Genomic DNA, 12,868 nt, shown 5'->3' with positions numbered 1-12,868 from the left:
CGAGGGACCGGAAGAGGCCCACGTCATCCGTGACGTGGGCCTCTTTCGTCACCCGGGCCACTCTCGTAGAGTGGAATCCGTTTTCCGAAAACGACACCACCCCGCGAACAAAACGTTCGCAATCCGGGGCGACTACCGCGTACTCAGGGGTAGGTGCGACGATCGGACGGCACAAGCAGTGACTCGGTGAACAGCAGAGGAAGTCGGCCATGGCAACGGCGCCCAGCGTCTCCTACTCGATGACGGTCCGGCTGGAGGTGCCCGCGAGCGGAACCGCGGTCTCCCAGCTCACGACGGCCGTGGAGTCCAGCGGAGGCTCGGTGACCGGCCTCGACGTGACCGCGTCCGGCCACGAGAAGCTCCGGATCGACGTCACCATCGCGGCGAGTTCCACCTCGCACGCCGACGAGATCGTGGAGCAGCTGCGGCGGATCGAGGGCGTGACCCTCGGCAAGGTCTCGGACCGTACGTTCCTCATGCACCTCGGCGGCAAGATCGAGATGCAGTCCAAGCACCCGATCCGCAACCGCGACGACCTCTCCATGATCTACACCCCGGGTGTGGCCCGGGTGTGCATGGCGATCGCCGAGAACCCCGAGGACGCCCGCCGCCTCACCATCAAGCGCAATTCCGTTGCGGTCGTGACGGACGGCTCCGCGGTGCTGGGCCTCGGCAACATCGGCCCGATGGCCGCGCTGCCCGTCATGGAGGGCAAGGCGGCCCTCTTCAAGCGCTTCGCCGGCATCGACGCCTGGCCGCTGTGCCTCGACACCCAGGACACCGACGCGATCGTGGAGATCGTCAAGGCGATCGCCCCCGGCTTCGCGGGCATCAACCTGGAGGACATCTCCGCGCCGCGCTGCTTCGAGATCGAGGCCCGGCTGCGCGAGGCCCTCGACATCCCCGTCTTCCACGACGACCAGCACGGCACCGCCATCGTCGTCCTCGCCGCCCTGACCAACGCACTTCGCGTCGCGGGCAAGGCGATCGGCGACATCAGGGTCGTCATGTCCGGTGCGGGAGCGGCCGGTACGGCCATCCTCAAGCTGCTGATCGCCGCGGGTGTGAAGCACGCCGTCGTCGCCGACATCCACGGTGTCGTCCACGCGGACCGCGCCGACCTCGTCGACGCCGCCGCCGACTCGCCGCTGCGCTGGATCGCCGACAACACCAACCTCGAAGGCCTCACGGGCACGTTGAAGGAGGCGGTGCGCGACGCCGACGTCTTCATCGGTGTCTCCGCCCCGAACGTGATCGACGGCGACGACGTGGCCTCGATGGCCGAGAACGCCATCGTGTTCGCGCTCGCGAACCCCGACCCCGAGGTCGACCCGGCAATCGCCCGCCAGACCGCGGCAGTTGTGGCCACCGGCCGCTCCGACTTCCCCAACCAGATCAACAACGTCCTGGTGTTCCCGGGTGTCTTCCGTGGCCTCCTGGACGCCCAGTCGCGTACCGTCAACACGGACATGATGCTGGCCGCCGCGACCGCGCTCGCGAACGTGGTGACCGAGGACGAGCTCAACCCGAACTACATCATCCCCAGCGTCTTCAACGACAAGGTCGCGGGCGCGGTCGCCGGAGCGGTGCGCGACGCGGCGAAGGCGGCGGGGGCGGCGGACGCGGCCAACACGAGCGCGTAGTACGGGCCGAGCCGGGCATCGCGCCCGTGCCGTACGGGCCGTCCTCCCGTCTGTGACGGGCGCCACGACCGCCCGGAACCCGGCGCGTCGCGGAACGCGGGGCCTGTGGCCGCCTCTAGGGTGGCGGCCAGGCTCAGGCCTCGCAGGGGCCTCTTCGTGTGACCCCCAAGGGTGTTCGTGTGACTCCCAGGGGTGCCGGATTGGCTTTCCCGCCGCAGGTGGGGGCAGGATGCGTCTTCGGGCGCGACGGTCTGGCCACGGACCCGGGTCCGGGAGCCGACCGAGGACCCTGGCAGCATCGGCTTCACTGTGCCCGATATGCGGCTCCGCCGCGTGGCACGCCTCAACAGCAAGAAGAACACGGGAGTAACAACATGAACCGCAGTGAGCTGGTGGCCGCGCTGGCCGACCGTGCCGAGGTGACCCGCAAGGACGCCGACGCCGTTCTGGCCGCTTTCGCCGAGACCGTCGGCGAGATCGTCGCCAAGGGCGACGAGAAGGTGACCATCCCCGGCTTCCTGACCTTCGAGCGCACCCACCGTGCCGCTCGCACCGCGCGCAACCCGCAGACCGGCGACCCGATCCAGATCCCGGCCGGCTTCAGCGTGAAGGTCTCCGCGGGCAGCAAGCTCAAGGAAGCCGCCAAGGGCAACTAGCCCGGCGCCGGTACGTTCCCCCGGACACGGGACGCGGGAGACGTACAAGGCCCAGCAACGCCAATGGGGCGGCCCCTTTCAGGGGGGCCGCCCCATCGTCGTACACGGCCGAGCGCCTTGCCCGGCAGTTCGACCTTCGCTCCCAGTGCGATGAGCTTGTCCATGCTGTGCCTGCCCGGGGGGTGACCCCCCGGACCCCCAGCCGGAAAGCGGCCGGCCGGGGTGGGCGGGGACGCCGCTGCCTAGCCGAGCGCCTTGCCCGGCAGTTCGACCTTCGCTCCCAGGGCGATGAGCTTGTCCATGAAGTTCTCGTAGCCGCGGTTGATCAGGTCGATGCCGTGGACGCGGGACGTGCCCTGCGCCGCCAGCGCCGCGATCAGGTACGAGAAGCCGCCGCGCAGGTCGGGGATGACCAGGTCGGCGCCCTGGAGCTTGGTGGGGCCCGAAACGACCGCGGAGTGCAGGAAGTTGCGCTGGCCGAAGCGGCAGACCGAGCCGCCGAGGCACTCGCGGTAGAGCTGGATGTGCGCGCCCATCTGGTTCAGCGCGGACGTGAAGCCCAGCCGGGACTCGTACACCGTCTCGTGGATGATCGACAGGCCGGTGGCCTGCGTCAGGGCCACGACCAGCGGCTGCTGCCAGTCCGTCTGGAAGCCGGGGTGGACGTCCGTCTCCAGCGCGATGGACTTGAGCTGCGAGCCCGGGTGCCAGAAGCGGATGCCCTCGTCGTCGATCTCGAAGGCGCCGCCCACCTTGCGGTAGGTGTTCAGGAACGTCATCATCGAGCGCTGCTGGGCGCCGCGGACGTAGATGTTGCCCTCGGTCGCCAGCGCCGCGGAAGCCCACGAGGCCGCCTCCAGGCGGTCCGGGAGGGCCGCGTGGGTGTAGCCGCCGAGCGAGTCCACACCGGTGATGCGGATCGTCCGGTCGGTGTCCATCGCGATGATGGCGCCCATCTTCTGAAGGACGCAGATCAGGTCCTCGATCTCCGGCTCCACGGCCGCGTTCGAGAGCTCCGTGACACCCTCCGCGAGGACGGCGGTCAGCAGCACCTGCTCGGTCGCGCCCACCGACGGGTACGGCAGCTGGATCTTGGTGCCGCGCAGCCGCTGCGGGGCCTCCAGGTACTGGCCGTCCTCCCGCTTCTCGATCTTCGCGCCGAACTGCCGCAGCACCTCGAAGTGGAAGTCGATCGGCCGGCCGCCGATGTCGCAGCCGCCGAGGCCCGGGATGAAGGCGTGGCCCAGCCGGTGCAGCAGCGGGCCGCAGAAGAGGATCGGGATGCGCGACGAGCCCGCGTGGGCGTCGATGTCGGCGACGTTCGCGCTCTCGACGTGCGAGGGATCGAGGATCAGCTCACCGGGCTCCTCACCCGGACGGACGGTCACACCGTGCAACTGGAGCAGCCCGCGTACGACACGTACGTCGCGGATGTCGGGAACATTGCGCAGCCGGCTCGGTCCGCTGCCCAGCAGGGCGGCGACCATGGCCTTCGGTACGAGGTTCTTCGCACCGCGGACACGGATCTCGCCCTCAAGCGGGGTTCCGCCATGGACAAGCAGGACATCGTCGTTGACGGTCATGTATCTCGCGTTCCGATGAGTTGGGCACGGTGGGTCGTCGGCAGGCCGGTCGTACGGGAGCCGAACAGCAAGGGTAATGGCCACCCACCCCGGTGCAGGAAGCCCGAGCAGGACTCGGCTGGGTCATGGCTTGGCCACAACACGAACCGTCCACCGCCGGGTACACGGGGTCACCGTTGCGAGTGTGCGCGGGCAACGCTTCGTTGCGCCCTGAGCTGCATTCACTCCCGTACGCGTATTGGCTCCCCACATGAAGGGAATGTGCGGGATCATGTCTGGCATGACCGAGGTGTCCTCGCTCACAGGGCGGCTGCTCGTGGCCACGCCCGCCCTGGCGGACCCGAACTTCGACCGTGCGGTGGTGCTGCTCCTCGACCACGACGAGGAGGGCTCCCTCGGTGTCGTCCTCAATCGCCCGACCCCGGTCGGCGTCGGCGACATCCTGGAGAACTGGGCCGGTCTGGCCGGCGAGCCGGGCGTCGTCTTCCAGGGCGGTCCCGTGTCGCTGGACTCCGCGCTGGGGGTGGCGGTCATCCCGGGCGGCATGGCGGGGGAGCGCGCGCCGCTCGGCTGGCGGCGGGTGCACGGCGCGATCGGTCTGGTGGACCTGGAGGCGCCGCCCGAGCTCCTCGCCTCCGCCCTCGGCTCCCTGCGCATCTTCGCCGGGTACGCGGGCTGGGGACCCGGCCAGCTGGAGAACGAACTGGTCGACGGCGCCTGGTACGTCGTCGAGTCCGAACCGGGTGACGTCTCCTCCCCGGCGCCGGAACGCCTGTGGCGCGAGGTCCTGCGCCGCCAGCGCAGCGAGCTGGCGATGGTGGCGACGTACCCGGACGACCCCTCCCTCAACTGACCGCCGCACCGGCGCCCGCGCCCTCCGCCCGAAGCGCGCGACCCTTCCCTCAACTGATGCGTCCGAGCCCCAGTACCCTTGGGTTCATGAGCACTCTTGAGCCTGAGACCCAGCCCCAGCGAGGCACGGGGACGGGGACCCTCGTAGAGCCGACGCCGCAGGTGTCGCACGGCGACGGGGACCACGAGCGCTTCGCCCATTACGTCCAGAAGGACAAGATCATGGCGAGCGCGCTGGACGGCACGCCCGTGGTGGCGCTGTGCGGCAAGGTGTGGGTGCCGGGCCGTGACCCGAAGAAGTATCCGGTGTGTCCCATGTGCAAGGAGATCTTCGAGTCCATGGGCGCCGGTGGCGACCAGGGCAAGGGCGGCGACAAGAAGTGACGCCGGCTTCCGGGCGCTGAACCCCGCTTCGACCGACCACGGCCGCGACACCCCCGACGGGGGGCGCCGCGGCTTCGTCGCGTGCGGGTGCGGGCCGGCGTGTGGGTCCGGGACCGGGTCGGGGTCGGGGTCGGCGTGTGGGTCCGGGACCGGGTCGGGGTCGAGGTCGGCGTGTGGGTCCCGGTCTGGGTAGGGGTCCGGGTCGGCGTGTGGGTCCGGTCCGGGTTGGGGTCCGCGTCCGTGTGCGGGTGGCTGCGGGCGCGGGGCCGTTCCTCGCGGCGTTCCGTGATCACAGACTGGTGTAGACCTCTTGTGGGCGGGCTCGCGCAGTCCTTAGCCTCCAGGGTGTTGTGCGATGCGAAACCGCCATTGCGCACTCCGCAACGCGCCCTGCCTGGAGGACACCGATGCATCCCAGCGCCCCCGAACCGCCGCGCCCCGAACGGTGACGTCCCCCAGGCTGTGCGAAGCCGCGCCCGTTCGGGCCGCCGCGCCCCGGATGTGGGCGGAGGCGGTGGCCCGTCCGCGGGGCATTCCCGGGCCTCCCGCGGCGGCGGGAATTCGTCCGCCAGTTCTTCGGACACCTTCTCGGGGTGGGCCCCGCCGTGGTCCTCGTCGCACTCACCGGATATCTCCGGGCGAGGGCACGCCGGCGATTCCGGTCCCGATTCCGGGCGGCCTCACCGATCACGTTCCCGGCCGTCCGGCCGAGGCCGTCGCGGGCGCGCGGAAGGCGTCCGTGAACCCGGCGGAGCGGGCGGCGCGCGATATCCCCGGCCGGTCCCTTTCCTCTCGGTGTTCCCCGGAGCCGCCACGCCGGGGAACACCGAGAGGAAAGGGACCGGCCGGCTCCCGGGTGACGGCGATTCACATGCCGGTCCTCCCCGTACGCGAACCCCAGCGACTCGTCTCCGGACCCGGCGGCGGTAAAGGACTGAAGGACGGATGGACATGATGGACACGGGCCTGATTCCCGCCCCCCTCGCCGTCGAAGGCACCGCGCGGGGGCGGTTCACGCTGGACGCGGACACCGTCCTGTGGGCCGCGCCCGGCACGGACGGCACCGCCCGCTGGCTCGGCGCGACGCTCGGCGCCGCGCTCGGACTACCGCTGCGACCTGGGCCGCAGGACGCCCCGCGTGCCGTACGCCTGCTCCTCGACGACACCCGGGGTCCTGAGGGCTACCGGCTCGAAGTCGGCGACCACGGCGTCGAGATCCGCGGCGGCGACGCGGCCGGGGTCTTCTGGGGCGCCCAGACACTGCGTCAACTGCTCGGCCCCGACGCATTCCGCCGCGCCCCGGTCCGTCCGGGGGCGGGGCACGAAATCGAGTACGGCACCATCGAGGACGCGCCCCGATTCCGCTGGCGCGGCCTCATGCTCGATGTCTCCCGGCACTTCATGCCCAAGGAAGGCGTCCTGCGCTACCTCGATCTGCTCGCCGCGCACAAACTCAACGTCTTCCACTTCCATCTCACCGACGATCAGGGATGGCGTGTCCAGATCAATCGCTACCCGAAGCTGACGGAGATCGGGTCCTGGCGGGCGCGCACCAAATTCGGTCACCGGGCCTCGCCGCTGTGGGACGAGAAGCCGCACGGCGGCTTCTACACCCAGGACGACATCCGGGAGATCGTCGCCTACGCGGCCGAACGGCATATCGCCGTCGTCCCCGAAATCGACATCCCCGGGCACTCGCAGGCCGCCATCGCGGCGTATCCGGAACTGGGCAACACCGACGTCATCGACACGACCTCCCTGACCGTCTGGGACAACTGGGGCGTCTCCAAGAACGTACTCGCCCCCACCGACAACACCCTGCGCTTCTACGAGGGGGTCTTCGAGGAACTCCTCGACCTGTTCCCGGCGGATCCCGACCGTTTCCCGGAGTTCTCCGGCTTCTTCCACATCGGCGGCGACGAGTGCGCCAAGGACCAGTGGAGGGAGTCGGCCACGGCCCAGGCGCGCATCAGGGAACTCGGGCTCGCCGACGAGGACGGACTCCAGGCCTGGTTCATCCGGCACTTCGACAACTGGCTGTCCGCGCGCGGACGTCGGCTGATCGGCTGGGACGAGATCCTGGAGGGCGGGCTCGCGCCGGGCGCCGCGGTGTCGTCGTGGCGCGGCTACCAGGGCGGTGTCACGGCCGCGCGCGCGGGCCACGACGTCGTCATGTGCCCCGAGCAGCATGTGTACCTGGACTACCGTCAGGCCGCGGGCGAGGACGAACCGGTGCCGATCGCGTACGTGCGCACCCTTGAGGACGTCTACCGCTTCGAGCCGGTTCCGCCGCAGCTCACCGAGGCCGAGGCACGGCACGTGCTGGGCACGCAGGCCAACGTGTGGACCGAGGTGATGGAGGACCACGCGCGCGTGGACTACCAGGCGTTCCCGAGGCTCGCCGCCTTCGCCGAGGTCGCCTGGAGCCGTCTGCCCGCCCCCGCGGACCGGGACTTCGCCGGCTTCGAGCGGCGGATGGACGCCCACTACGGGCGGCTCGACGCCCTCGGTGTGGCCTACCGGGCGCCCTCGGGTCCCAGGCCCTGGCAGCGGCGGCCCGGCGTGCTCGGACGCCCGATCGAGGGGGCGCCCCCGAACGTGTGAGACCGCTCACGGTCCCCCGGCCCCGGTGCGGGCGCCCCGGAGTCGTTGCACCACAAGGAAAAAGGCCCCCAAGGGTCACCGAAGAGTGACAATGGGCTTCCGTCGGCGATGCCGTGCGAAAACCGCCCACATCCCTGGTGAGACGGGCGAATGCCTCCTAGCGGACCCCCGCGTCGAGGGGCCGGGAAGATGTGCCAGAGTTGCCACGTCCGCCCTGTCAGCACGTACCGTACGGCAGCACAGGTGGGACCAGGTGGGGCAGCGGGAAGGGGCAACCGGTTTGACCACGCACGCACCGCAGACGGCGCAGGCCGTGACGCTGCCCGTCTCGCTCGACGAGGCGGTGGCGGCGCTGTCCGCCATGCCCACGGCCGTTCCGGTCGCGGGCGGCACGGATCTGATGGCCGCGGTGAACGCCGGACAGCTCAGGCCGGCCGCGCTCGTCGGCCTCGGCCGGATCACCGAGATCCGGGGCTGGCAGTACCAGGACGGCCACGCCCTGCTCGGCGCCGGCCTCACGCACGCCCGCATGGGCCGCCCCGACTTCGCCGCGCTCATCCCGGCGCTCGCGGCCGCCGCCCGGGCGGCGGGACCGCCGCAGATCCGCAACGCCGGCACCCTCGGCGGCAACATCGCCTCGGCCGCCCCCACGGGGGACGCGCTGCCCGTACTGGCCGCCCTGGAAGCCACGCTGATCATCGCGGGGCCCGACGGAGCCCGCCGCGAGATCCCCGTGTCGCACCTGCTCGCCGGTGTGGACATGCTCCGCGGCGGCGAGCTCATCGGCTACGTGCGCGTCCCGCTGCTGCACGCCCCGCAGGTCTTCCTGAAGGCCACCGGCCGCACCGGACCCGGACGCGCCATCGCCTCCGTCGCGGTCGTCCTCGACCCGGCCAGGCGCGGTGTGCGCTGCGCCGTGGGCGCCATAGCGCCGATGCCGCTGCGCCCCCTGGACGCCGAGGCGTGGGTGGCCCAGCTGATCGACTGGGACAACAACCGCGCCATCGTCCCGGAGGCGCTGGCCGCCTTCGGCGAGTACGTGGCCGCGGCCTGCATCCCGGACCCCGTCCCCGCCGAGGACGGAACCCTGACACCGCTTCCGCCCGCCGTACTGCATTTGCGGCGCACCGTCGCCGCGCTGGCCCGACGAGCACTTGGAAGGGCACTGTCGTGACCGACGACCAGCACGAAGAGGGCGCCGCGCGCAGCGGCGGCCGCTGGGACCCGCTGCCCCAGGGCGACTACGACGACGGGGCCACCGCCTTCGTCAAGCTGCCCGAGGGAGGCATCGAGGCCCTCCTCGCCGCCCGGGAGCCCCTGGCCGCCCCCGGACACGGCTACGTGCCCCCGCAGATCACCGTGACCCCCGCCCCGCCCGAGTCGGCCGAACCGGCCCAGGGCGGCACCTGGGCCGGCCAGGGCGGCACCGGCCGCTGGCCGGAGGACGACCACGGCCGTCAGGGGACGGGCGCCCACGACGACCGGTTCACCTACCAGCCCGGATCCACCGGACAGTGGCACTTCGACGACGGCGCGGGGCAGGGCCCCGGGCACGACGTGACCGGGCAGTGGTCGATCCCGGTCGCCGGAGGCGATCTCCCGGACGAATCGGGCGAGTTCACCACCTCCGCGCTGGTCGAGCAGTGGGGCGGCACGCCGCCCGCCACGCTCCCCGGCGGCGCGGCCGCGCCCTGGGCCGGCGAGATCGGGCAGCCCTGGACCGCCGACGTCCACGAAACGGCCGCTGAGGCTCCCGCGGGATCCGCGGGGCCGCCCGGGGCCGAAACGGCCGCGCAGGCCGCCCAGTACCCCGTACAGGCCGCTCCCGAGGCATCCGGGTCCGACGCCGGCCCCGATCCGGTGACGGCGGGGACGCACGAGGTCTCCGAGCCGGAACCGGCGCACGAGACCCCCGAGACGGGCGAGGAGAGCCCCGACGCGGACCTCCTGACCCCGGCCGGACCCGACGACCACCCCCTCGCCTCCTACGTCCTGCGCGTCAACGGCGCCGACCGGCCGGTCACGGACGCCTGGATCGGCGAGTCGCTGCTCTACGTGCTGCGCGAGCGGCTCGGCCTCGCGGGCGCCAAGGACGGCTGCTCGCAGGGCGAGTGCGGCGCCTGCAACGTCCAGGTGGACGGCAGGCTCGTGGCGTCCTGCCTGGTCCCCGGCGTCACCGCGGCCGGCAGCGAGGTACGGACCGTCGAGGGCCTGGCCGCCGACGGACAGCTCTCCGACGTCCAGCGCGCGCTGGCCAAGTGCGGTGCCGTGCAGTGCGGTTTCTGCGTCCCCGGCATGGCGATGACGCTGCACGACCTGCTGGAGGGCAACCCCGCGCCGACCGAGCTGGAGACCCGCCAGGCCCTGTGCGGCAACCTGTGCCGCTGCTCGGGCTACCGCGGTGTCCTGGACGCCGTGCGCGACGTCGTCGCCGAACGCGAGGCGCACTCCGCCGCCGCGGCCGAGCCCGCCCCCGAGGCGGACGAGGCCCGCATCCCGCACCAGGCCGGCCCCGGTGCCGGCGGCGTCCACCCCTCCGCCTACGAGGACGGCGCCGCCTACGGTGTACCGGCACAGCACGACCAGCCGTACGGCCAGGACGGAGGCCAGGCGTGACCAACCAAGCCGCGACGGCGACACCGGCGGCGCCCGAGGCCGGCCCCGAGCCCCTGCCGCACGGGCTCGGCGTGTCGCTGCCCGCCGCCGAGGACCGCGCCAAGACCGAGGGCACGTTCCCGTACGCCGCCGACCTGTGGGCCGAGGGCCTGCTGTGGGCCGCCGTCCTGCGCTCGCCCCACCCGCACGCCCGCATCCTGTCCATCGACACCAGCCACGCGCGTGAGATGCCCGGCGTGCGCGCCGTCATCACCCACGAGGACGTGCCCGGCACCCCGCTGCACGGCCGCGGCAGGGCCGACCGCCCGGTGTTCGCCTCCGACGTCGTACGCCACCACGGCGAGCCCATCGCGGCCGTCGCCGCCGACCACCCGGACACCGCGCGGATGGCCGCCGCGGCCGTCATCGTCGAGTACGAGGTCCTCGAACCGGTCACCGACCCGGAGCACGCCTTCGAGGCCGAGGCGCTGCACCCCGACGGCAACCTGATCCGGCACATCCCGCTGAGCCACGGCGACCCGGACGCGGTCGGCGAGGTCGTCGTCGAGGGCCTGTACCGCATCGGCCGCCAGGACCCCGCCCCCATCGGCGCCGAGGCCGGACTCGCCGTGCCCCGCCCCGACGGCGGCGTCGAGCTCTACATCGCCTCCACCGACCCGCACAGCGACCGCGACGCGGCCGCCGCCTGCTACGGCCTCGAACCCGCGCGCGTGAAGGTCGTCGTCACCGGCGTCCCCGGAGCCACCGGCGACCGCGAGGACCAGGGCTTCCAGCTCGCGCTCGGCCTCCTCGCCCTGGCGACCGGCTGCCCGGTGAAGCTCACCGCCACGCGCGAGGAGTCCTTCCTCGGTCACGCCCACCGCCACCCGACCCTGCTGCGCTACCGCCACCACGCCGACGCCGAGGGCAACCTCGTCAAGGTCGAGGCGCAGATCCTGCTCGACGCGGGCGCCTACGCCGACACCTCGGGCGAGTCGCTGGCCGCCGCGGTCTCCTTCGCCTGCGGCCCGTACGTCGTACCGAACGCCTTCATCGAGGGCTGGGCCGTGCGCACCAACAACCCGCCCTCGGGCCATGTGCGCGGCGAGGGCGCCCTCCAGGTCTGCGCCGCCTACGAGGCCCAGATGGACAAGCTCGCGAAGAAGCTCGGCGTCGACCCCGCCGAACTGCGCCTGCGCAACGTCATGGCCACCGGCGACGTCCTGCCGACCGGCCAGACGGTCACCTGCCCCGCGCCCGTCGCCGAACTGCTCCAGGCCGTACGCGACTACCCGCTGCCCGCCCTGCCCAAGGACACGCCCGAGGACGAGTGGCTGCTGCCCGGCGGCCCCGAGGGCGCGGGCGAACCCGGCGCCGTGCGACGCGGCGTCGGCTACGGACTCGGCATGGTGCACATGCTCGGCGCCGAGGGCGCCGACGAGGTCTCGACGGCCACCGTGAAGGTCCACGACGGCGTCGCCACCGTGCTCTGCGCCGCCGTGGAGACCGGCCAGGGCTTCACCACGCTGGCCCGGCAGATCGTCCAGGAGACCCTCGGCATCGACGAGGTGCACGTGGCCCCCGTCGACACCGACCAGCCCCCGGCCGGCCCGAGCTGCCGCGGCCGGCACACCTGGGTGTCCGGCGGAGCGGTGGAGCGCGCGGCCAAGATGGTCCGTACGCAGCTGCTCCAGCCCCTGGCGCACAAGTTCGGCATGTCCACCGAGCTGCTCCAGATCACCGACGGCAAGATCACCTCGTACGACGGGGTGCTGTCGACCACCGTCACCGAGGCCATGGACGGCAAGGAGCTGTGGGCGACCGCGCAGTGCCGCCCGCACCCGACCGAACCGCTGGACGAGGCCGGCCAGGGCGACGCCTTCGTGGGCCTCGCGTTCTGCGCCGTGCGCGCCGTGGTGGACGTCGACATCGAGCTGGGCTCGGTCCGGGTCGTCGAGCTGGCGCTCGCCCAGGACGTCGGCCGCATCCTCAACCCGGCCCAGCTCAGAGCCCGCATCGAGGCTGGCGTCACCCAGGGGGTGGGCGCCGCGCTGACCGAGAACCTGCGGACCAACCGCGGCCTGGTCCGCCACCCGGACCTCACCGGCTACGCCCTGCCGACCGCCCTGGACGCGCCCGACATCCACATCGTCAAGCTGGTCGAGGAGCGTGACGTCGTGGCCCCCTTCGGTGCCAAGGCGGCCAGCGCGGTGCCGGTGGTGACCTCGCCCGCGGCCATCGCGTCCGCCGTCCGGGCGGCCACCGGCCGGCCGGTCAACCGTCTGCCGATCCGCCCCCAGGCGGCTGTGGTGACGGCCCCGTGAGCGCGCCGGAGCCGGTGGCCGGCGAACCCGCGCGGGAGGGCCTCGACGCCGCCGTACCCGGCGCCGAGGCCGGGGAGCCGCGCTACGAACCCCCGCCCAGCGTGGGCAAGTTGCTGATCTGGGTCCTGGTGTTCGTGCTGGCGGCCGTGGTCGTCGTCCTGGGCGGCGTCTACTTCACCTGACGGCGCCGGCGCCCTGCCGGTGCCTCACCTGGCGATGCCGGCACC

At 72.5% G+C, this 12,868-nt stretch carries 10 protein-coding genes; 9 read left to right on the top strand and 1 reads right to left on the bottom strand.

The features are described 5' to 3' along the window. The first annotated feature begins 209 nt into the window (after positions 1 to 209). Positions 210 to 1,643: an NAD-dependent malic enzyme gene (locus WJM95_RS12180; protein ID WP_339129612.1), complete on the top strand. Its 1,434-nt coding sequence runs from the start codon at positions 210 to 212 to the stop codon at positions 1,641 to 1,643. Between the two features lie 374 nt (positions 1,644 to 2,017). Beyond that, on the top strand, positions 2,018 to 2,299 hold the full coding sequence (locus WJM95_RS12175) for an HU family DNA-binding protein (RefSeq protein ID WP_037619258.1): 282 nt from the start codon (positions 2,018 to 2,020) through the stop codon (positions 2,297 to 2,299). A gap of 242 nt (positions 2,300 to 2,541) precedes the next feature. Here the strand turns inward: WJM95_RS12175 and murA are convergent, their stop codons facing one another. Next, positions 2,542 to 3,882: a UDP-N-acetylglucosamine 1-carboxyvinyltransferase gene (murA, locus tag WJM95_RS12170; RefSeq protein WP_339129611.1), complete on the bottom strand. Its 1,341-nt coding sequence runs from the start codon at positions 3,880 to 3,882 to the stop codon at positions 2,542 to 2,544. Positions 3,883 to 4,162: 280 nt separating this feature from the next. Between murA and WJM95_RS12165 the strand changes: the two genes are divergently transcribed. From WJM95_RS12165 to WJM95_RS12135, 7 genes are all read left to right on the top strand, one after another. Beyond that, on the top strand, positions 4,163 to 4,735 hold the full coding sequence (locus tag WJM95_RS12165) for a YqgE/AlgH family protein (protein WP_339129610.1): 573 nt from the start codon (positions 4,163 to 4,165) through the stop codon (positions 4,733 to 4,735). A gap of 86 nt (positions 4,736 to 4,821) precedes the next feature. Then, a complete protein-coding gene (locus WJM95_RS12160; protein ID WP_103554931.1) occupies positions 4,822 to 5,118 on the top strand; it encodes a DUF3039 domain-containing protein in 297 nt (98 codons plus the stop codon). Between the two features lie 951 nt (positions 5,119 to 6,069). Then, positions 6,070 to 7,722 carry a beta-N-acetylhexosaminidase gene (locus tag WJM95_RS12155; protein ID WP_339129609.1) on the top strand — a complete coding sequence of 551 codons (1,653 nt, stop codon included), beginning with the start codon at positions 6,070 to 6,072 and terminating at the stop codon, positions 7,720 to 7,722. A gap of 280 nt (positions 7,723 to 8,002) precedes the next feature. Continuing rightward, positions 8,003 to 8,896 (top strand): FAD binding domain-containing protein, encoded by an 894-nt coding sequence (locus WJM95_RS12150; RefSeq protein ID WP_339129608.1) that lies wholly within the window; start codon positions 8,003 to 8,005, stop codon positions 8,894 to 8,896. Then, on the top strand, positions 8,893 to 10,338 hold the full coding sequence (locus WJM95_RS12145) for a 2Fe-2S iron-sulfur cluster-binding protein (RefSeq protein WP_339129607.1): 1,446 nt from the start codon (positions 8,893 to 8,895) through the stop codon (positions 10,336 to 10,338). Before WJM95_RS12150 ends, WJM95_RS12145 begins: the two co-directional genes overlap by 4 nt. Further along, the gene (locus tag WJM95_RS12140; RefSeq protein WP_339129606.1) at positions 10,335 to 12,641 is read left to right on the top strand and encodes a molybdopterin cofactor-binding domain-containing protein; all 2,307 of its coding nucleotides are present in this window, start codon (positions 10,335 to 10,337) and stop codon (positions 12,639 to 12,641) included. Before WJM95_RS12145 ends, WJM95_RS12140 begins: the two co-directional genes overlap by 4 nt. After that, a complete protein-coding gene (locus WJM95_RS12135; protein WP_339129605.1) occupies positions 12,638 to 12,823 on the top strand; it encodes a hypothetical protein in 186 nt (61 codons plus the stop codon). Before WJM95_RS12140 ends, WJM95_RS12135 begins: the two co-directional genes overlap by 4 nt. Positions 12,824 to 12,868: the final 45 nt, after the last annotated feature.

Origin of the sequence: Streptomyces sp. f51, assembly GCF_037940415.1 — a bacterium.
GTDB lineage: Bacteria > Actinomycetota > Actinomycetes > Streptomycetales > Streptomycetaceae > Streptomyces.
Note: the sequence above shows the minus strand (reverse complement) of the source record. Positions and strands in the feature narration are given on the sequence as shown.

Excerpts from the sequence above, each read along its gene's own strand:
- WJM95_RS12175 (WP_037619258.1), top strand. The coding sequence starts at position 2,018 with ATGAACCGCAGTGAGCTGGTGGCCGCGCTGGCCGACCGTGCCGAGGTG.
- WJM95_RS12160 (WP_103554931.1), top strand. The coding sequence starts at position 4,822 with ATGAGCACTCTTGAGCCTGAGACCCAGCCCCAGCGAGGCACGGGGACG.
- WJM95_RS12155 (WP_339129609.1), top strand. The coding sequence starts at position 6,070 with ATGATGGACACGGGCCTGATTCCCGCCCCCCTCGCCGTCGAAGGCACC.
- murA (WP_339129611.1), bottom strand. The coding sequence starts at position 3,882 with ATGACCGTCAACGACGATGTCCTGCTTGTCCATGGCGGAACCCCGCTT.
- WJM95_RS12165 (WP_339129610.1), top strand. The coding sequence starts at position 4,163 with ATGACCGAGGTGTCCTCGCTCACAGGGCGGCTGCTCGTGGCCACGCCC.
- WJM95_RS12180 (WP_339129612.1), top strand. The coding sequence starts at position 210 with ATGGCAACGGCGCCCAGCGTCTCCTACTCGATGACGGTCCGGCTGGAG.